Annotated in this window: 17 protein-coding genes and 1 tRNA gene; 8 read left to right on the forward strand and 10 right to left on the reverse strand. The window is 56.7% G+C overall.

What is annotated here, in order from left to right; translation table 11 throughout:
* Entirely contained in the window at positions 1-342 is a 342-nt protein-coding gene (locus CBB62_07370; protein OUT42111.1) for a hypothetical protein, read from the reverse strand.
* A 286-nt stretch (positions 343-628) separates the two neighbouring features.
* On the opposite strand from CBB62_07370, the gene CBB62_07375 reads away from it, so the two are divergent.
* The gene (locus tag CBB62_07375; protein OUT42112.1) at positions 629-1,264 is read left to right on the forward strand and encodes a hypothetical protein; all 636 of its coding nucleotides are present in this window, start codon (positions 629-631) and stop codon (positions 1,262-1,264) included.
* A 37-nt stretch (positions 1,265-1,301) separates the two neighbouring features.
* Here the strand turns inward: CBB62_07375 and CBB62_07380 are convergent, their stop codons facing one another.
* Together CBB62_07380 and CBB62_07385 are read right to left on the reverse strand one after the other, a co-directional pair.
* On the reverse strand, positions 1,302-2,162 hold the full coding sequence (locus tag CBB62_07380) for a hypothetical protein (protein OUT42113.1): 861 nt from the start codon (positions 2,160-2,162) through the stop codon (positions 1,302-1,304).
* Positions 2,163-2,256: 94 nt separating this feature from the next.
* Positions 2,257-2,703, reverse strand: coding sequence for a hypothetical protein (locus tag CBB62_07385; GenBank protein ID OUT42114.1), 447 nt, complete (start codon positions 2,701-2,703; stop codon positions 2,257-2,259).
* A 251-nt stretch (positions 2,704-2,954) separates the two neighbouring features.
* Here CBB62_07385 and CBB62_07390 point away from each other — a divergent pair, with 251 nt between their 5' ends.
* The 7 genes from CBB62_07390 to CBB62_07420 all read left to right on the forward strand — a co-directional run bounded on the left by CBB62_07390 (position 2,955) and on the right by CBB62_07420 (position 12,790).
* A complete protein-coding gene (locus CBB62_07390) occupies positions 2,955-3,173 on the forward strand; it encodes a translation initiation factor IF-1 (protein OUT42115.1) in 219 nt (72 codons plus the stop codon).
* Between the two features lie 89 nt (positions 3,174-3,262).
* Positions 3,263-3,883 (forward strand): septum formation protein Maf, encoded by a 621-nt coding sequence (locus CBB62_07395; protein OUT42116.1) that lies wholly within the window; start codon positions 3,263-3,265, stop codon positions 3,881-3,883.
* Complete coding sequence (locus CBB62_07400; protein OUT42117.1) at positions 3,873-4,985, forward strand: hypothetical protein; 1,113 nt, start codon at positions 3,873-3,875, stop codon at positions 4,983-4,985. Before CBB62_07395 ends, CBB62_07400 begins: the two co-directional genes overlap by 11 nt.
* A gap of 1 nt (position 4,986) precedes the next feature.
* Positions 4,987-5,220: a hypothetical protein gene (locus CBB62_07405; GenBank protein OUT42118.1), complete on the forward strand. Its 234-nt coding sequence runs from the start codon at positions 4,987-4,989 to the stop codon at positions 5,218-5,220.
* 113 nt (positions 5,221-5,333) lie between these two features.
* Positions 5,334-5,409: transfer RNA gene (locus tag CBB62_07410), tRNA-Phe, on the forward strand.
* A gap of 384 nt (positions 5,410-5,793) precedes the next feature.
* Complete coding sequence (locus tag CBB62_07415; protein ID OUT42119.1) at positions 5,794-10,059, forward strand: hypothetical protein; 4,266 nt, start codon at positions 5,794-5,796, stop codon at positions 10,057-10,059.
* A gap of 88 nt (positions 10,060-10,147) precedes the next feature.
* Positions 10,148-12,790, forward strand: coding sequence for a hypothetical protein (locus CBB62_07420; GenBank protein ID OUT42120.1), 2,643 nt, complete (start codon positions 10,148-10,150; stop codon positions 12,788-12,790).
* 57 nt (positions 12,791-12,847) lie between these two features.
* Here CBB62_07420 and CBB62_07425 read toward each other — a convergent pair whose 3' ends face one another.
* The 7 genes from CBB62_07425 to CBB62_07455 form a co-directional block, all read right to left on the reverse strand.
* The gene (locus CBB62_07425; protein OUT42121.1) at positions 12,848-13,630 is read right to left on the reverse strand and encodes a hypothetical protein; all 783 of its coding nucleotides are present in this window, start codon (positions 13,628-13,630) and stop codon (positions 12,848-12,850) included.
* Positions 13,631-13,682: 52 nt separating this feature from the next.
* The gene (locus CBB62_07430) at positions 13,683-13,952 is read right to left on the reverse strand and encodes a hypothetical protein (GenBank protein ID OUT42122.1); all 270 of its coding nucleotides are present in this window, start codon (positions 13,950-13,952) and stop codon (positions 13,683-13,685) included.
* Positions 13,953-14,002: 50 nt separating this feature from the next.
* The gene (locus CBB62_07435) at positions 14,003-16,135 is read right to left on the reverse strand and encodes a hypothetical protein (protein ID OUT42123.1); all 2,133 of its coding nucleotides are present in this window, start codon (positions 16,133-16,135) and stop codon (positions 14,003-14,005) included.
* A 167-nt stretch (positions 16,136-16,302) separates the two neighbouring features.
* The gene (locus CBB62_07440) at positions 16,303-18,096 is read right to left on the reverse strand and encodes a hypothetical protein (GenBank protein OUT42124.1); all 1,794 of its coding nucleotides are present in this window, start codon (positions 18,094-18,096) and stop codon (positions 16,303-16,305) included.
* A 73-nt stretch (positions 18,097-18,169) separates the two neighbouring features.
* Positions 18,170-18,430, reverse strand: a complete 261-nt coding sequence (locus CBB62_07445) for a hypothetical protein (protein OUT42125.1) — start codon at positions 18,428-18,430, stop codon at positions 18,170-18,172.
* Positions 18,431-18,598: 168 nt separating this feature from the next.
* Positions 18,599-19,021, reverse strand: a complete 423-nt coding sequence (locus CBB62_07450; protein ID OUT42126.1) for a hypothetical protein — start codon at positions 19,019-19,021, stop codon at positions 18,599-18,601.
* A gap of 153 nt (positions 19,022-19,174) precedes the next feature.
* Complete coding sequence (locus tag CBB62_07455) at positions 19,175-20,944, reverse strand: hypothetical protein (GenBank protein ID OUT42127.1); 1,770 nt, start codon at positions 20,942-20,944, stop codon at positions 19,175-19,177.

Genomic DNA, 20,944 nt, shown 5'->3' on the forward strand with positions numbered 1-20,944 from the left:
TCAGCCGTCATTGGCCGGCTTGTGCCGCCATGAACCGCTGCGCCAGATATTCTCGATGCCCCGTGCGGTCGCCTCGGTGGAGACAAGGCTCTGCCATTCCTGCCAAGCCTTGCTGGTGCCCTGTTCGTCGAGATGGATCGACAGGATCAGCAGCAGCCGGTTGAGGATCGGCGAGGTGCGCCCGCCCTGGACCACCCAGCGGTAACCGGCGGACGCCTCACGACCAAGGGCAATGCCCAATGTTTTACGCGACAACTCCGGCAGTCGCTCGGCAACATCGCCCGGCTCGGGGGGGCGTGGAATCGGGCAGGCCTCGGGATAGCTGTCCAGAAAACGTGCCAATAATGCCACGGCGGGATCTTTTACAGGTTCGGGACCAGCTTTTTTAATCTTGCCCCAATTCGGCATGGAAAGGCCAAAAAGCCAGCAAAGATCAGTGACTGAGAGGGCTAGTTTCTCTCTGAGGTCTTCTAAATCGTGGCCAGTGACTGGCCGATCCTTTGGGATCATGCTTGGTCCTTTCAAGCTTGCTTCTTATACCAAATACAACGCCTGTTGCGCCGCGCTCCCGTTTTTTAATCACCGCGGTTCCGACGAGGCCACAAGATTAAATTGAGGAAATCATTAGATGTCGACTGTCGCGCTCAACGCCTTCTTTACATACAACCGCAGCAACATGCCAGAGTCAGTTACACTCGCGGACGTTCCACTGCCGCCACGTGCACTGCCACCAGCCGGTGCCATGACTGCGCTGTACGGCTTCCGCGATGCTCTGGAAGAGCTGTCACGTCTGCGTAAGCGCTGGGAGAGCGATACCGTCGGTTTCGCCACTGTGACGCTGCAGGCTGAAATCGGCAAGATGCCATATGGCAGGGTCAGCCCTGAAAAGCTAAGCAGCTACAGATTTCTCTACCTTGATCGCATCACCCGCCCGCTGGAAGATATCTGCCGTCAGAAGTTTGACGGCTATGCTGCCGAGATGGGTCTGGAGCCGATGGACCCGTTCCGCCATGCCGGTTTTGTGTGTGAGCGCCCCGACTTCATCGGCAAGCTGCATCAGGAGCCGGAGTTCAATCACCTTGATGTGATCGTTTACCGCATCGATGATCCACTGACCGGCCCTCGCCAGATCGCTTCACTGTTCAACAAGGACGCGATTGTTTCCATCGAGGCGCGCGGTGTTCAGACCCGCATCCTGCTGCCACAGGCCGTACCAGCCCGCGGTGTTCAGGGCGCAGAGGAAATTGTGCGCAAAACCGCTTAAGGTTTCGCGTTCAAGTCGAACGACAAACAGATTTCACCTAGTTGGTGATGAGCAGGGCGAGCCAGTCAAGGCTCGCCCTGATGTCTTCCGGGCGCAGGGTTGCCCAGCAACCGGCAAGCGCCAGCATCGGTCCGAATGGCTTGTGCTCTTCTGATTTGACGCGCAGCAGGGCCATGACCGCAAAGATCAGCAGGCCGATAATGGCGGCAAGCGCTGCGGTCAGGAACACATACTCGATCCCGACCCATGCGCCGATACCGGCCATCAGCTTCACATCACCGCCGCCGATACCCATAATCCCACGCAGACGCCAATAGGCTTCCTGCAATATCCAGAGAAAGGCGAACCCGGCTGCCGCGCCGAAGATGCTGTAGCTGGCAGAGATCGGCAGCAAGCCACTGGCGGCGGCAATCAGCCCACCCCAGATCAGCGGATAGGTCAGCCGATCCGGCAGGGTCATGTGCTTGAGGTCTGAGAGGCTCATGGTGACATAGCACCAGGCGGCAAACATATAGGCGAGAGTTGACCAGTTCGGTCCATAGCGCAGCGCGATCAGGGCAAACAGCAGCGCGCACAGCCATTCGGTTACCGGTGCGCTGATCGGCACCTTGAAGCCGCAGCTGCTGCACTGGCCACGTACCGCAAACCAGCCAAAGCCGGGCATGCGTTCAATGGCATTCAGGGAACGGCCGCAGCCCTCACACCGGCTGGCTGGCCACCAGAGGCCCATTTCCTCTTCCAGTTCGCGGCCCTCATCCTCTGCGGCGGCAAGCTGGCCGAGGCGGTCACCGGCAACAGTGGCAAAGCCACCAAAAATCAACCCGACCAGTGCAGAGAAGATAATCAGGATGGTCGGCTGTGCGAGGGCGAAGTGCAGGGCTTCGAGAAATTCGGTCATGGGACAGCGGGTGCAGGCTGGAATGCAACGGTAACCCGACTATCGCTAACCGATCTCGAATGGCGATGCGATTGGTTTTTTCGGGCGGCCCGGCTTAATTCTGGTTCTCTTGCGCGGCTTTCAATGCCTCAAGCTGACGAATGGTCAGGTCCTCAAGGGTTTTCATGCGCTGGTTCAGAGTATCAATCCCGCGCTGTTCGGGGGATTGCAGGCGGCTGATTACTGCGTCGCAGCCGTCGCTCGGCTCACGACGCTGATACTTGGTCAATGTCTCATAATAGAGCTGCTGGGATTTGACGAAATCCGTTCGGCTCTCGCTCGCCCCCGAAATTTGGGAGTTGAATTCCCGAGTCAGCACCTCGACCCGTGACGGGTCAAGCTGGCAATACTTGGCCGCAGCCATTTCCCGACCAAGGCTCTTAGCCAGCCTTTCGGCATCATCCCGGGCTTCCGCCGGTGCCACGCTTAAGAGCAGAACCGCAGCGGTGGCGGCAGAAATGCTGAGGCAGAAGCGGCGGGTTGATGGTCTCGCGAGTGACATTTTCAAAGCCTTTTGGGGATTGTTGTGACTTTATACTGGCTGTTTCCGTCAGACAGTCTAAAACATGCCCGACAAATGCAAAAGCATCCGTCGCAGATGATGCCAGCAATGATGTGTTATCATGGCGGCAGATCAAGGATGCCTGCTTAATCGACGATAACGTGCCGGGATACTGCCGACCATCAGGTCTGGTAATATATGCTGGCGTTCATACATATCAACTGACCCATTTGTTAGGACCGAAGGACTAGATGGCTAAAGAAGACCTTATGGAATTCAATGGTACGGTGGCAGAACTGCTCCCCAATGCCATGTTCCGCGTAAAGCTTGATAACGACCACGAGATACTGGCGCATACCTCCGGGAAAATGCGCAAGAACCGTATCCGCGTACTGGCCGGTGACCGCGTGACGGTTGAGATGACCCCGTATGATCTGACCAAGGGTCGGATTACCTTCCGCTTCAAGTAAGCGACGAGACCACGCCCGTGTTGGCGTGGATCATTCCCGTTTCAAGCGCCCGGCCTGTCCCGTGCGCGACGTGTTTCCGAGCAACCGTTATGGCCAGTCATCCGTCTCCCGCGCTTGTGCTGGCCTCGGCCTCGCCGCGGCGTGTTGATCTGCTGCAGCAGATCGGCATTGCGCCCGACCGTATTCTGCCCGCCGATATTGACGAGAGCCCGCTGCGTGGGGAGCTGCCGATTGATCATGCCCGACGCTTGGCCGCTGGCAAGGCCGAGGCGGTGCTGAGCGCCTTGCAAACGGCGGCTGATCTGCCGACACCCTATATCGTGCTGGCCGGCGATACTGTTGTCGCCCTCGGACGCCGTATCCTGCCCAAGGCCGAAACCGACCGCGATGTTGCCGATTGTCTTACCTTGCTGTCCGGACGCAATCACCGGGTGCTGTCGGCGGTGCATATGCTGACCAGTGACGGGCGTTCTGCATCCCGGCTGGTGGCAACCAAGGTTACCTTCAAGCGCCTGAGCGATCAGGAGAGCGCCGCCTATGTCACCTCGGGCGAGGGGCTGGGCAAGGCGGGCGGCTATGCCATTCAGGGGCGGGCCGCCGGTTTTATCAGCGGCATGAGCGGCTCCTATACCGGCGTTGTCGGTCTGCCCTTATTTGAAACCAGTCAGATGCTCAGCGGGCTGGGCTACAGGAACAGCAATGCGACCTAGTCTTGTCTTCGATGCCGAAAACGGCTTTCAGCGGGCGGCGGCAGTTTCCGCGCAAGGCCATCTGCTTGATCTCTGGATCGAGAAGGCTGTGCCGGATGTTCTCGCGCCCGGCGCCATTCTGTATGGTCAGGTGGTCGAGCGGTATCCGGCCCTGAAATCGGCGATCGTGGCGTGCGGTGAGGCGGGGCGTGTACAGCTCCGTGACCGTGAGGTGCCGCCCGATGATCGCGGCTTTCTGGTGCAGGTAACAGCAGCAGCACAGCGCAGCGCCCTCAGCGGTAACGACAAGCACGCCCGTGCCAGTGCCGAGCTGACCTTTGCCGGACGCAATCTGATTTATATGCCCTATGCCGCCGACAAGGTCCGGGCATCAAAGCGTGCCGACGGTCCCGATCTTGAGACGCTGTCAGCCCTGCTTGGACAACACAACGGCGGCTGGATCGTTCGGCGACAGGCGGCTGCGGCAACGCTCGACGGCCTGACGGCTGAGGCGGCCGCACTCGTGGCGCAGGCAGGCGCGCTGGTACGCGATCAGTACGAACCGGGCCTGATTGCTGCCGCGCCCAATCTGGCCCATCGTGCGATCCTTGAGGCACCTTTCAGCACCATGGATGCCGATGTGATGACCGAGGGGGATGTCGCACTTGCCCTGTGGCAGACGGCAACCGAAGCGCTCGGGCTCGACAAGGCCGCGCAGGCCTATGATGACGCCAGAACCGGACTGTTCGAGAGCCTCGATCTGCCAACCAGAATTGCCGCACTGGCCAATCCGCTGGTCTCGTTCAAAGAAGGGCGGGCGGTGATCCAGCATACCGAGGCGCTGACCGTTATCGACCTCGATCTTGCGCGCAAATCTGCTCTGGATGATGCCCTGACCGGGATTGTCGCCCAGTGCCGTCTCCGCAATATTTCCGGTGCTGTGGTTGTGGATCTGCCCGATTGGGTTGATACTCGGCAGGTCAGCAAGCGGGCAGGGCAGCTGTTCAGTGCCCATCCGCAATCGGTGGCGGTGCATGGCGTCAGCCGTGGTGGCCTGCTCGAACTGGCGATACCGCGGCGCTATCCGATGCTGCATGAAATCTATATGTTCCCCGAGGATTGATATGGCTGATCCGGTTGGCATTGATGGACACAAGAAGGCGGTCGCCAAAAAACTGGCGCGCAGCAAATGTCCCATGTGCGGAGAGCCGACCGTGCAGCAATTCCGTCCTTTCTGCTCCAAGCGCTGTGCCCATCTCGACCTCGCCAAATGGCTGAACGAGGATTACGCAATCCCGGTGCGTGAAGAGGATTTGCGCGACGATGAACGGGTGGATGTTGATCCGGGCGATGCTTAAGCAAAAATTGTCCGGTCAGATGCAGATCATGACTGGACAGCACGCGGCTGGTTTTCTATAAGCCTCGAACCAACACGGCTGATGGCCATCCGCGCCATCCCCGACCATGGTTTGCCCAGATAGCTCAGTTGGTAGAGCAGGGGATTGAAAATCCCCGTGTCGGTGGTTCGAATCCGCCTCTGGGCACCATTTACTTTCAATGAATGCCGTTCCCCAAATAGTTTCGGGTATTGACGTGGCAGATTGATTTCTGTCGTGCTCCTCTCCCGTTTGTTTAATTGAGATTAAATTAGACGTTGCGCATAGGTTTTGTTTGCGACCCGGATTGTGCCCGGGTATGACATTAGCCTCACGCGTTATGTCGTGTGGGGTGGTCGCCAGTCGGAGGGGCAGGAGACGACCGTTTCGTCTTGCGCTTTGTTTCTTATGTAAACATTGGCTGTACGAACGATAGCGGTCCCATGTCTGCCGCTCAGTCTCTGGGCAAAAACAACAGGGAGACATCTGTTCTGGGCAATTTATTGAGCAGATGGCCAATTCAAAAACAAGCAAAACACCAAGGGGCAATTCATCATGGTTGATACGGTTCTCGGCATTGGGGATGACAGCTTTGCCGGTACAGCTGATGCGGACAGCATCCATGGCGGTAATGGGAATGACTACCTCACTGGCGGCGACGGCAATGACACCATTTATGGAGATAATGGTTCCGATTTCATTGAAGGTCAGGGGGGCGATGACCTGCTCTATGGCGGTGATGATGCGGAATACGATCTCTCTGGCGGTGATGGCGACGATACCCTTTACGGTGGTGATGGCGATGATCGACTGACAGGTCAGGCGGATGATGACCTGATCTATGGTGGCAAGGGCGATGATTCCAATCTTGTCGGTGGCAGTGGCGATGACACCATCTATGGCGATGGTGGCAGCGATCTGATCTATGGTGATCAGGATAGTGACCTGCTTTATGGCGGGGCTGGTAACGATACGCTCTATGGCGGTGCTGACAATGATGTGCTGGTTGGCGGTATGGATACCGACAGCCTCTATGGTGGAGAGGGCACGGATCTCTATATCGGCACCGGTGCCGAAATCCATGGAGACATTTTCTTTGGTTATGAAGATGGCGAGATCGTTCGTATTACCGATGCAACCAGCATTGTGCAGCAATCGGCAAATTACGACACCCTGACCGGTGACACCGAAATCACGCTGGTTGCCGATGGTTCCGACACCATCACCTTCACCATTGGGGGGGGCAGCTATGATATTGATACGGTTGCGTCTTCCGGTTCTGATGTTGTCTTCTCAGTCGTGCCGTTCGGTGATCTCGATGATGGTTCGAACCTGTATTACGGCGGTAATGCGGGCGATACGATCGATGCATTTGCCGGTGACGATACCATTTACGGCCTGACCGGTGATGACAGCATCTATGGCGGCGATGGCAATGATGTCATCAGTGGCGGCGATGGCAATGATGTTATCAGTGGCGGCGATGGTGAAGATTACCTTGTCGGGGATCCTCGCTTTAAAGGGGGCGTCTCAGGGAACGATACTTTCTACGGCGGGGCTGGTAACGATACGCTCGTTGGCGGGTACGGTAATGACCTGATCTATGGCGATGATCTCTCAGATACGGCTGGCGGTGGTGACTTCCTTTTTGGCGGTGAGGATCATGACACCATCTATGGTGGATATGGCGACGACAGTATCGATGGTGAGACTGGCGATGACCTGCTTATCGGCGGTGACGGCAATGACAGGGTGTTTGGCTCTGACGGTGCCGATACTGTTGAGGGGGGGAGCGGTAATGATTACATTCGCGGTGGTGATGATCAGGACACCATTTATGGCGGTGATGGCGATGACAGCCTGTTCGGCGATTATAGTGAAGCGCTGATCTATGGCGGTGACGGCAACGATATCATCTTTGGCCATATGGGTGACGACACGCTTTATGGCGGTGATGGTGACGACACGCTCTATGGTGATTATGGCGGCGATATTCTGAATGGTGACCTCGGCAATGACAGCATCATAGCGGGGCAGTATGGTGCCGACACGATTATCGGTACGCTGGCCGAGTTTGCTGGCGACACCATCTATGGCAACTTCCTGCACAGCAATGAGGATTACCGGCCGGAGATTGTCATCACCGGCGGTACCGATCTCTCGACGGCTGTGATCAGTAATCTGCAGGATACGCTGGCCGGAACAACCGAGATCACCATTGATGGCACGTCATTCGTGATTCGGAATGCCGTTGGCACTCAGTTCGAGGCAATCAATGGCGCAGGCAATACCCTGACAATCGCCCATGTGGCATCGGGAACCGGCACGGCTGGTAATGATATCATCTATGGCTCTGCCTTGGTCGACGACACTATTGATGGCGGGGATGGCAATGACCGCATCTTTGGCCAGGGTGGCGGCGATACCATTGAGGGTGGCAATGGCCAAGACCAGATTTACGGTCAGGATGGTGCTGACAGCCTCTCCGGTGGAGCCGATGACGACATCATTTATGGTGGCGATGGCAATGATACGATTACCGACAGTGCATCTGTTTCCCTCAACTATCTTTCTGGTGGTGCCGGTGATGATCTGATTATCGGCGGAACCGGTAATGATGAGATTCATGGTGAGGATGGTGCCGATACCATCATGGGCGGCAACACGGCTGACTTCATCCGTGGTGGCGCTGGTGACGACCTGATCTATGGCGGTGCTGGCACTGATGACATCTATGGTGAGGCAGGTGCTGACACCTTTGTTGCCAGCGGTGCTGATATCGATGGTGATCAGTTCTATGGTATTGAAGAAACTGATACTTTTGTCGTTACCGATGGTGCATTTAGTAATGCGGCTGATATCGGTGTCTCTGATCTTGGCTCCGGTAATTACAGCGTCAACTTTGATGCCGGTGCCAGTACGCGGACGATATACTTTAATGGTATTGGCGCATTCGCTCTTACCAATGTGGTTTCCAATTCCTCTTTCCAGATTGAGCTTGTGCCTGGTGGAACTGCAACAACCGGCGATGACCTGCTCTATGGCGGTGGCGATAGCGATATGATCGATGCGCTGGCCGGTGAAGATACCATTTATGGCCGTGCCGGTGATGACAGTCTCTATGGCGGTGCCGATAATGATACCATCTATGGCGGCGATGGCAATGATGTCATCAGTGGTGGCGATGGTGAAGATTACCTTGTCGGGGACAGGGATCCTCGCTCTCCAGGGGCCGTCTCAGGGGCCGTCTCAGGGAACGACACTTTCTACGGCGGTGCGGATATCGATTTTGTAATAGCTGGCGGTGGTGATGATCTGATCTATGGCGATGATCTCTCAGATACGGCTGGCGGTGGTGACTTCCTTTTTGGCGATGAAGGGGATGACACCATCTATGGTGGATATGGCGACGACAGTATCAATGGTGAGTATGGCGATGACCTGCTTATCGGCGGTGACGGCAATGACAGGGTGTTTGGCTTTGACGGTGCCGATACTGTTGATGGGGGGAGCGGTAATGATTTTCTCTCTGGCGGTGACGGTGACGATCTGTTCCATGGCGGTGATGGCGACGATACCATCTATAGCGGCGATGATTCCAATACCGTCTACGGCGATGGCGGCAATGACACCCTGTACGGTGGTCTGTGGGATGATACGCTTTATGGCGGTGACGGTAATGACGAGATCTATGGCGACAGCACTGATATCCCTGATGCTGTCGAATATGGCGGCGGTCATGACTATATTGATGCCGGAACCGGTGAAGACTTCGTGGCGGGTGGTATCGGTAACGACACCATCGTGGTTGATGGCGATGACACCGTCTTCCTCGCCTATGGCAACTATGTCGGGGATGAGGATGTCATCATTATCAATGACGACGATTCCGAAACCTTAATCTATGGCTTCGAGGCCGGGGTGGATGAGATACAGTTGGCAGAGGGCATCTCTACCAGTGACCTGACCATCAACCAGAGTGGCAGGGAGGCTACGATCACAACCGCAAGTGGTCTGACATTGACCATGCTTGAGGTTGAGGGAACAATATCCACCACTGACTTTGGCGACGATGACTCTGATAGTTCCGGCGGTGGTGGCGGCAGCTCTGGCGGTGGTTCATCAAGCCAGCCGGATACCGTTCAGGGCAGCGATGGCGATGATGATATCATCATCGATGACACCAATACCGGACAGGTTGATCTGGGCGGCGGCAATGATACTGCTACCGGTTCCAACAACAGCGATACTGTCTATGGCGGTGGTGGCAGCGATAATGTCAGTGGCTCGAATGGCGATGACGTTATCTATGGCAACCTTGATAATGACAGCATCAATGGTGATGACGGCAATGACACCCTGTTCGGTGGTCAGGGCGATGACACCGGCTTCGGTGGCAACAGCAATGACAATGTCTATGGCAACAAGGGGGCGGACGTCGTCTATGGCAACCAGGCTGACGATGTTCTCTACGGCAACGAGGATAACGATGCCGTCTATGGTGGTCAGGACAATGACACGGTCTATGGTGGTCAGGGTGACGATACCGTCTTCGGTAACCTTGGCGATGACGTTCTGAACGGCAACCGGGGCGATGACGTTCTGATCGGTGGCGCTGGCAGTGATGTCTTCACCTTCACCGGTGCAGAGTTCGGCGATGATGTGGTCAGTGACTACAGCGTTGGCGAGGACAGCATCGATCTCGGAGACGCGACGATCCTGGGGTCCGAACTGACGGATGACGGGCTGGTCATCACTCTCGATGGTGGCACGATTACACTGACCGGGGTGACCTCAATCGATGATGTTACCTTTGTGTAAAACATTATCGCGTAAGGCATTATTGCTAGACTAATAATCTCGGCGGCTTCATTATTGAGGCCGCCGATTTTATTTATGCCTATATTTTATGTCTTTCGGGGGAAGGGCCATGTCAACGATAACCGGAACTGCCGATGCCGAGGCGATTGACGGCACGGCGTCGGATGATCTTATTCATGGCGGTAGTGGTCGGGATACCATTCTGGGCAATCTTGGCGATGACACGCTATATGGGGATACCCTGACGGGTCTTACTGGCAATGACGGGGACAGCCTGAACGGTGGTGATGGCAACGACCTGATCTACGGTGGCGCGGACGCAGATCTGATATGGGGCTCTGTGGGTGCGGATGTTGTCTATGGCGGTGATGGCAGTGACTGGATTGAGGGCAATGATTTCTCTCAAAGTAGTGGCGATCTCGGGGATACGCTCTACGGGTGGAATGGAGATGACCGTTTATATGGCGGGTCAGGAAATGACCTGATTTATGGCGAAGCCGGCAATGACAGGATCGGGGACTATAACGACTTTGGCCAAAACACGATCTATGGCGGTTCCGGTAACGATTACATCGAAACCTGGTTCGGTAACTCGGACATTTATGGTGACGATGGCAATGATACTATTATTTATTATCAAACGGGTAACGAGATATACGGTGGTGATGGCAATGACCTGATCCGTTTGGGGCCTGTTCAGAGAGACTTTCCAAATCTATTGCACGGAGACAATGGCAGCGACACGATTTATGGCACATATGGTGGGGATACGCTAATTGGCGGTGCCGGGCAGGATGAATTGCGTGCGGATGCCGGTGATGACTTGTTTGTCGGCAGTTTCGCAGATTTTGATGGCGATACTATCGTTGGCTACGAAATTGGTGAAACAATCCGATTTACCGACGTCACGACTGTGGTGCAGGACAGTGTTTCTCTTGATGGAACAACAGGCACTGCCACGGTTACTCTGATCGCTGATGGTACTGAGACGATCAGTCTCGTATTTACGGATGCCGGTATTCTGGGCGTGGATACGGATTTGTCGTCCGGTGGCGATATTGTGTTTCAACAGGATGCAGCTTCGTCACCTACCGGTAATAGTGATCTGCTCTATGGCGGCGAGTTTGCCGATACAATCGATGGACTTGGCGGTGCTGATACCATTTATGGGCAGGATGGGGATGATGACCTTTCCGGCGGGGATGGAAATGACTGGTTGCACGGAGGGAATGGGCACGACCTGATCCTTGGCGGCGCAGGCGATGATACCGTATGGGGGTTGTCTGATGATGACAGTCTATCGGGTAATGCCGGCAATGATTACCTTGATGCCGGTAGTGGCGATGACTCATTGGATGGCGGTGACGGCAACGATGTCATCTATGGTGGCGCAGGTGATGACATCCAATATGGCGGCGCAGGCTATGACACGATATATGGCGGGGCTGACAATGATCTGATTTACGGCGGCGATGATCGTGACTGGCTGCGTGGAGATGATGGTATTGATACGATTGATGGCGGAATAGGTAGGGATTCTATTCAAGGCGGCGATGGTGATGACCTGATCTATGGCGGTGATGGTAATGACTATGTGCGTGGTGGTTATGATAATGATACGATTTACGGTAATAGTGGTAACGACCACCTTCTGGGGGATGTTTCATCTGCGGCGTATGGTGGCGATGATATTATCTATGGAGGGGATGGGAACGATACCCTTGACCCGCATGGTGGCGATGACACCCTCTACGCGGGCTCCGGCGATCGACTTGGCCTGAATATCGGACATACAACCGGAGATGTGGAAACCATCTTTCTTCAGGACGATACCGGCAGTTTACTGATTATTGGGTTTGACGCTGGTATAGATGTAATAAACCTACCGCTTGGCCTGACATTTGCCGACCTTGAGATCGACCAGGTCGGTACTGATGCCACCGTAACAAGTTCTACGGGCCTGGTTCTGCAGTTTTATTCGCTCACAGGCAGCATTTCTGAGAGTGACTTCAATTTCCTTGATGTTGCAACACCGCCCACCACGCCGGCACAGCCGGGTGATGGTGATGATGATGTCGACATTCCGGCTCGGGTTGATGGTCCGCCGATTGACTTGGGAATTGGCAATGATACGGCAAACGGGTCGGCGCTGGATGACATTGTCATGGGCGGCGATGGGGATGACCAGATCAATGGCAATCTCGGCAATGACGCGATTTATGGCGATGCCGGTGATGATGTAGTCTATGGCCACCTTGGCAATGACAGCATCTTTGGCGGTGAGGGGGCCGATCACTCCTATGGCGGTGAAGGGACAGATGTTTCCTGGGGCAATGATGGCGCAGATGTTGTCTACGGTAACGAGAATGATGACGTCGTCTATGGCAATACCGGTGATGATACCGTCTATGGCGGCAAGAACAGTGATACCGTTTATGGCGGGCAGGGGGATGATTTCGTTTACGGCAATCTCGGCGATGATCTCCTGATCGGTAATGCCGGTAACGACATTCTGATCGGTGATCTCGGCAGCGATATCTTTGCGATTACAGGCAAGGGTTTCGGTGATGACGTGATCGCGGATTACACCATTGGCGAGGATATTCTGGACCTCGGCGGGGCGTCAGTTCTGGAAACCCAGGTAATAGATGGCGATCTCGTGCTGACTTTGGAAGAGGGAACCGTAACCCTGCGCAATATCTCATCGTTCGACAATCTGACCATCGTCTGATTATAAAAAAAGCCCGGAAGTTCCGGGCCTTTTTTATATCGGGATAATCAGGGCAGCCTAGCGCATGCCGGGGACCGGGATTTTGTGTACGCGGCGGTCTTCGTGGATGCGGGCGTGGAGATTGTGCTCGATGCCCATGAATTTCATCACCTTGTCGAAATCGCGCTTGTCGCCGAGGCTGCCGATCACCAGTGACGCCTTGTCGGAAATCTCTGCCGGGTCTTTCTGGATCTGGATGCAGGCGATCCCGGCGGCATGGGCGGCCTCGACACCGGATTTGCTGTCCTCGAGTACGACAATGCGCGACTTCGGAATGCCAAGCCGTGCCGCACCCTTCTTGTAGCCCTCGGGATCGGGTTTGGGGGCGGAGACATCACCGGCGGTAAAACGGAATTTCAGGTGCCGCTCGAACTCCTGCAGCTGGGCAATCTTGGTCTTTGCGGTTTCGGCGCGGGAGTTGGTGACGGCAGCAATGCGGATGCCGCGCCGTTCCATCTCACGGAAGAAACCGGGCACGCCGGGCAGCACTTCGATCTTGTTGCTGTTCATGGCGGCATAGACCTTCAGCTTGTCGAGCCATACCTTTTCGTCCGGCGCACCGCTGGTAAAGCGATCGGCATCGGCGAAATGGCGGAAGCGTTTCTTGGCCGACCAGCCAGTGGTTTCGTCAAACTCTGCCGAGCTGATATTCAGGCCATAATCCTGGCCCACGACCATGAATGCCTCTTTACCGAGGGATTCACTGTCGATCAGGGTGCCGTCAACATCCGAGAGAATGGCATCGAAACGGGGCATAAACTGTTTCCTCATCTGGCGCAGCTGGTAATGCTGCTTGTCCATTTATTGACGGTAAATTGTGTTTTAGAAAGTGGATACGCAATTTTTGGCGTCTTTAGACGCCGCCGAGCGCGATGGTGGTGATCGCCATCACCACCCCGGCAATCAGCGCGCCGAGGATGATCGTCCCCAAACCGCTGCCGATATAGGCGAGGAATGCACCGATCACGAGGGCACCGACCACAAAGGACAAGATCGGGCCGAGCAGGATTTCGGTCTTGAGCGCGATCACCCGCGATTGCTGTTTCTCCGCTTCATCTGCCTGATGAAAAGCGTGGCGGGCGCCGGTATGGGGCGGGGTGTTGTCTTTATCCTGTTCGACCATGGTGGCGGTTCGTCTCTGTTATTGGACAGGCTTGGTTCATTCAGTGTTATTCAATGAAGTGTAAGCCCTGGCCATGATTTTACCACCGCATTCATATGGGCGGGGGCTACCTGATCATAAAGTGTGTAGGGCAGGTCGAGCCGTTGCGCCTGATCCCGACCGAGCGCGCGGATCGACAGGCGTGGCTCGATGCTGACAAGGCTGTTGAGCACGCTGCCAATGGGAACGCGCAGGCGCAGGCCGAAATCGGCACCACCGGTCTCGGCAAATTGCGCGATCCGCTGGCTTGAGCGTTCATCGGCATCGCTGAAGGTCAGATAGCCGTCCAGCATCCAGCCATCGCCAAGTGGCTGGCTGAAATCCAGCGCCAACCCGACATCGGTGCCCAGATAGCGCACCAGTCCGGCCTTGGCCATCAACCCGCCGGGAAAATGGTAATAGCCGCTCAATTCTGCCGTCAGCACCTGATCGGTAAAGGCATTCAGCAACTGGTCCTGGTCGCGGGCATAGGCCTGGGTCAGATGCCCGCCAATCGCCCATTTGGCATCATGGGGCCAGTACAGCACCTGCGTGCTGATCCCGCCGAACTGTTCTTCCAGCAGGCCGGCCACGCCACCGATATAGAGATCAGGGGCAATATGCTCGGCGGTGCCGTAATAGGCCCGGTCGATCCACAGCCGGTTATCGGCAAAGGCCTCGAGATTGCTGCGCACCGGATAGGTGGTGAAGCCGCGATCGCGGGTCAGGCGGTCCAGATTGTCGGCCATGTTCAGCCGCAGGCTGGCCCCGATCCGGGTTTTCTGTTCGGCATAGCGGGCGTCGAACAGCAGGCTCTGGCGCGCCACAACGCCGCTCGATGCCTCAAAGCCGTCGATGATTGTCTCCGGTGCCAGTGTCAGATGCAGGTGGTCGAGCAGGCCGGTGGCGGCAGGCCCGGCTGTTTCTGCTGTGTCGGGCAGGCTCTCGCTGCTGCGGCTCTCGCTGTTGTGCCAGACCTCTTCCGGTGAGGCATCGCCGCTGGCGAGCTTGCGCAGATCGGTGCTGCGCATGGTGAGGCTGCTGACCGGCAGTCCCTGATTGCCAATGCTGGTGGTGATGGTTTCGCTGTCGGGTCGGGCATGGGCCGCCGCGATGCCCTGATCGAGGATGGCGCTTGCCAGCTCACCAGCCGGAACCGTGGTGGCATCAAGCCACAGGGGTGGGCTCTCCTCATAGTCGGCATCGGTAACTGGTGCCGGGTTGTGTTGCGGTTGCCGGAAGCTGTTCTGTAAAGGTTTTTGCTGATGTCGTTTGATCGGGTTCCAGCTCCATGACAGCCGTGCGCTGAGTGTCTTGAAGCGCTCCGAGGAAATGCCTGCCCGAAAGCCGCTGCCGAGGGCGGTTTCCAGTCCGATATTGACCGGTATCCGCCCCGGATCGAAACCGGGATCGAAGCGTTGTTCGGCCCAGTACTGGTCGCTGTCATATTCGAGGATCAGGCGCGGCTTCTCCGCCTCGGGCAGCCAGGGCAGGGACCATGGCAGTTGATAGCTGGCGCTGCCGAACAGCCCGACACGGTTGCCGGAGAACCACTCATCCGGGCCGCGGTCGAATTCCTCCCGTCGCGATGGCTTGTCGAAATGCCCGCCGATCAGGCTGAAGCCGTTGCTCAGCGGTCCACCACCGGCAAGGCGCCCCCAGCCGAGGCCAAGGGACAGATCGAGCGGGCCGACCCGTTTGCTGGCAACAAGATATTCCGCGCCGAAGATGCCGTTTCCGGCAATCGCGTCAATGCCGAGGCTCAGCTGTGGGGCATAGGGGCCTTCGCGCACCAGCATTGCCTTGGCATCCAACCCGCCGGAGAAGCGGAAGCCGCGCTCGCTGGCCGAGCGGTTATCGACGGTGCGGCGGTAGGTGAGTTCGAGCCTGCTCAGCGGTTGCACGGTGACGCCAGCCACCCAGTACGGTTCCCGTCGCGCTGTATGCAGGCGGATTGTGCCAGCCTCCGCCATCCGGGCGGTCGGGGTGTTGATGGCACCGAGGCGGCCCATGGTGCTGACCGGGCCACTTGGGGGCACGGGTTGCAGCCATGGTTCAATGGCCGGGGCGGCAGGGTTCTCGATAACCGGCTGGCAGGCAGCCGTAATCAGGCCGAGCACCAGCAGTGATGGTCGGGCAATGCCCGGCACCATATGACGTGCCATGCGATGTGCCAAAGCTGCGCACAGGCCGAAAACCGACCGATACCGTCCGATGCTGTGAATAGCCCCGTAACCCCATTACCGGACAGCAAAACGCCGCCCATGTCTCTTCCCCGTTATTATCTTAGGGGCAGGACATGGACGGCGCAATGTTTTGAGTTTATTGGCTTTTAGCCAGCGCGCTTACCGAGTGTTGGCTTGCGGTCGTTGGCTGGAGCCTTTGGAGCAGGGCCGAGTGCCTTGCCATTCTCATCAACCGGCTCGTAGACGTAATCCTGTTTCCACATGCGGGCGACCGGATCTTCCACGGTATTGCGGATGCCGAGGAAGCGGGCTGGCTCCTTCGTTGGGGTGACAATCACGTCCTGACCGATGACCACACGGTCGCCATTGCGCATTTTCTCGAGCTTGAGGTCGAGTTCCTGCGCGCGGGTTGCGATACGCTCGGCATTCTTCTCCATCAGCTCGACCGAGCCATGTACCGGAATGACGGTCCGTGCCTTGGTTGATTCCAGATACTGGTCGACATCTTCGGAATAGCCGTGGCCGGATGAGTGGACCATGGCTTCCTCAGTGGTGACCAGGCGGGCAACGCCTTGTGAGCGAACCGCGCTGTCCATGGCACCGATTGGTGCTTCATTGCCTGGAATGATCGAGGCTGACCGAACAACCACATCATTGCTGCCGAGGAGCAGGGTCTTGTGATTGCCCATGGCGGCCATTGGCAGGGCTGCGTTTTGCTCACCCTGAGTACCGGTCGCGAGAACCATCTGTTTTGATTCAGGGATGTTGTCGACTGCTTCGTCGCGCCCTTCGAGGATGCGGACCTTTCTGCCCACATAGCGGGTCAGGATGTCGCTGATCTCGCTCATATCATAGGCTGGAGCGTTGCTGCTGCGCTTGCCTTTGCCTTTCGGTGCGCGTGCCTCGATGCCGCGTGAAATCTGGTCGGCACGAGCAAGAGCCTGCAGGGACAGGATAATGGATTTGCCATGAACGACCAGCGTGCGGTCGTTTTCAGCGGCCACTTTGGCCATATTGATGATCCGCTCGGTGCTGCGACCCATAACGGCGGTTACAACGCGATGGCCATTGCTTTCCTTGACGATCTTGTCCATCTCGCTCTTGACCTTGCCCTCGGTCGGGGTGCTGCCCGGCATATAGGCACGGGTAGAGTCGACGGTGGCAACGTCAAAGCGCTCATGGCCGTAGCGGGCAAGGGCCTTGCGGCATAGCTCTTCGGTCTGTTCTTTCTCGAAAATCTGACCGATTGGCAGGGTGGCATCGGCCTTGTAGTCGCCGGAGTGCATCATGGAGCCGGTCGGGGTGGTAATCGCCAGTGCCATGGATTGTGACACCGAGTGGCTGACCGGGATCGGCATGATATTGATGTCGCCGATCTGGATCGCTTTGCCCGCTTCCATGGTGTTGAACTGGGGCCATGACTTCGGATCCTTGAAGCCACGACGGATGAAACTTTGCTCGACAAATGCCTGGGTCAGCGGGGTGGCATAGATCGGTGGCAGAACCTTGCCGCGGTTCATGTCGTGGCAGATAGCGCCGATATGGTCCTCATGGGCATGGGTCAGGACGATGGCATCGACCATTTCCGATGGGTGGTTGCCGCTGTCGCGATCCTGGAAATAGTTGCTGGTATCGACCATCAGGCTGTCATAGCGGCTGTCCGGATCGGCAAATTTCACACCGTTATCGATCATGATGCGGCTGGTTTTCTTGCCCTTGCCGCCACCATAGCGATTGAACTCGACAATGCCGGTATTGGCGCCGATGTCGTCAGGATTGTTACCGCCGATCGGGCGATAGATCATATCGCCGGTAATCAGCTTTTCAGCTGCAGTGGGAGCGGTGGGGACGGGATCGGCGGGAAGGCGTCGGGTAACGCTTTCGGTTGCTTCGATCTCGGGGGTATCCTGATGCCGGTTACGACGCTTTTTGCGAGCCATAGGGGTGCATGCCTTTTAGGTTAGCGTTGCAGTGGAATGCCTGAACCGGATGGGCTCAAGGCATCAATGGTTGCTACGCGCCAGCATCCCAACGTCCATCATCGTCATCTTCATCCAGATCGATCCATTGGATGATCAGGCGGTTGAATATGTCATCATCCGGTGGTCCGGAGCCGTTCATGAAGCCCGGCAGGCTGCGGATCATTTCCTCCAGTTTTTCCGGTGTCAGATTGAACCGGGAAACGCGAGGATAGGCAGCCTCAAGAGCACGTACGATGGCCGTTTCATTGTCCCAGCTGAAACGTGATGCGGGATGTGGAATTGGCCGTGTCATACGCGAGAGCTCTTGTGAGTGACGAGACGATGAATATCGAGTAACGAACACGCTATGCTGTTTGCGTAATAAGTTTATGTTGCAACACCATAGCGAAAGCTCAGAGTCATAATCCGAGGGTTCGATACAAAAAATTAAGGGCCCTTGCGGGCCCCTAAAATCTCTGTATCAGCCGCACTGTTTATAGCGCTTGCTTTCCAGTATCTGCAAATCATCCTGAATGCGTGACACGCGATTGCCGATGATATTGAGACGGTGGCGATAGGTCTCGCAGCTAGCCGCACCCTTGAGGTTCACGGCATCGACGATGTCGGCCAGTGACGCGCGGATGGAGACCATCTGGTCGTTTACATCAGGCTCCATACCCGCATCGCTGGCAAGCCGGTAGGCGGCGTTGCAGGCGTGGCTGCGGCAGTGGGCCATCATGGTGAGAAGGTTCTGCAGGCGACGCGCCAGTGCAGGGGTGCTTTCGCGGAAATCGTAATCAGCGGCAGCGGCCATACGATCCAGCTCGAATTGAGCGCGACCGACAAAGGCGTCAAACGAACGCCAGCCATAACCTTCAAAGTGATTTGTCTGAATGAGAGCCATTGTTGACCTCCCAGTGGTATCGAATGTCAAAACCCGAAGACCGCGCCAACTATCAGAACATTCCGATACTTGTCGATTATAAAACGCCGCTGTTCTGCTTTGTTTCCAATCGGTGTGATCTTCTTCGTCTCAATCCCCGTATACCCGGCAGTTTTAACCTGGTGCCGGAGATTGACCGGGCGGCTTCGGCTGATCCGGTTTACGATCCGCCACATCCAGTGTGGTCAGTCGTTCCGGACGTTTCTCAGCATCCGCTGCCAAGCTTTGCAGGTCTGGATAGACCTTTTTATCAACATAGACCGTCAGCTTTTTCTTATGTCGACTGATGCCGACAATCGCTTCCGGTGCTGACCATGGTCGCGTAACCGCAAGAAAGCCCCTAGTTAAAGTCGAGCCTTGCGGTGACTCAGCCGGGTCAGGCTGCGTCAATTCAATAGCATGAGCGTGGGTCATGCGCATCTTTTTTTGGATCGGAATGACCATTGATTGCTCAGTGCCATCAAGGGTTACCGTCATGAAGCCGGGGTTGAGCGCGGTAATGGTTGCGACAGAACCTTTGTGAATCCGGCTATTTAGACCATCGGCGCGCAGATCGATGCGCTCGCGGAAGATGACCCGGTCGTTTGTGGAAAACTCTTTCGGGCCATAGGCGGTTTCGATCTCGATTCCCGGCGGCAGATACCCCGACTGTTTCAGATTCTCGCGTGCCTTGGCGTTGATTGCCTCGGCGGAATCCATATCCAGGACGAGGATCGCGGCGCTCTTGCCGTCATGATCCTGCTTGGAGCGCCATTTGGCATAGTCCTTGGCCACCTTGGTGGTGACATCCCCGGCATTCTCCAGAAACTTCAGGCGGCCACGCACGCTGTATGATTTGAGTGCAGCCTCGGCGTCACCGCCATGCATGTTGAGGGTCGCCTGCTTGTCGACCTCGTTCTTCTGGCGCAGCACGCGGTAAATAACCGCCGGTTCGATGTGCTCCAGTAGCTTTTCCATCGGTGCGCCGGGGCTGGCGGCGGCAATCTGCTTCGGATCACCGATCAGGCGCAGGCTGAGCTTGTGCTTGTTGGCGAGCTGCATGACCTCATACATCTCGCGGGTGCCGAGCATGGCAGCCTCGTCAATCACGAGCGTACCGCCCTGACGTAAGCCCAGGTCCGGGGCATCTTCGATATTCCGGACCTTCTTCATCTGCTCGATCACTTCCGAGAGCGGCAGGGAGTTATGGCCGGTTTCCTGTTCCAGCTTCTGGCTCAGCATGCCTGACTGGGTGGTTACCAGCATGCTGTGACCATCCTGCTTGAGCGCATCGCCGATCAGACGGATGAGGGTGGTTTTACCAGCGCCCGGCGGTCCGATCAGGATCGCGAGGCGCTTCTTTTCCATCATTTTGGCCGAGGCTTCGCGCACTTCCGGATCGACATTCGGGTCCTTGCCCTTGGCGAGGCGTTCAGCCGAATAGGCTTCAATGACCTGATCGACGATTTCCTGAGGTGTGCCGGTACCCTTGGCCTGTGCCCAGCGCTTGCCGGTGCGGATGACCTGATGGTCCTTGTTGAACAGCTCGACCGTGGTGAAGTGATTGCCGCTGTCAGGATGCTGGCCCAGCATGGCGGGCTCATATTCCATGACCTTGCTGAGATCGCTCAGCAGCGCGTCCTGAATGGCTTGCGGCAGGTTGTCTTCTTCCGGCGTGTCATAGGCCGCGACACGGGCATGCCATTTGGCATTGTCCTTCAGTGTGCTGGCGACATTCTCGGCGGTGAAGAAGCTGTTGGCGGCAGTCAGGTCCTGCAGCAGGGCGTCGCCATACTGCTCCAGAAAGTCTTCGGCGATAATGCCGATATCTTCCGATCCGGACGACAGCTGTTTTGCAACCGCTGAGGCCTTGTCAAATTCTGCCGGGTTAGGTGACCTGCTCAA

This window comes from Micavibrio sp. TMED2, from assembly GCA_002168225.1.
GTDB lineage: Bacteria > Pseudomonadota > Alphaproteobacteria > TMED2 > TMED2 > TMED2.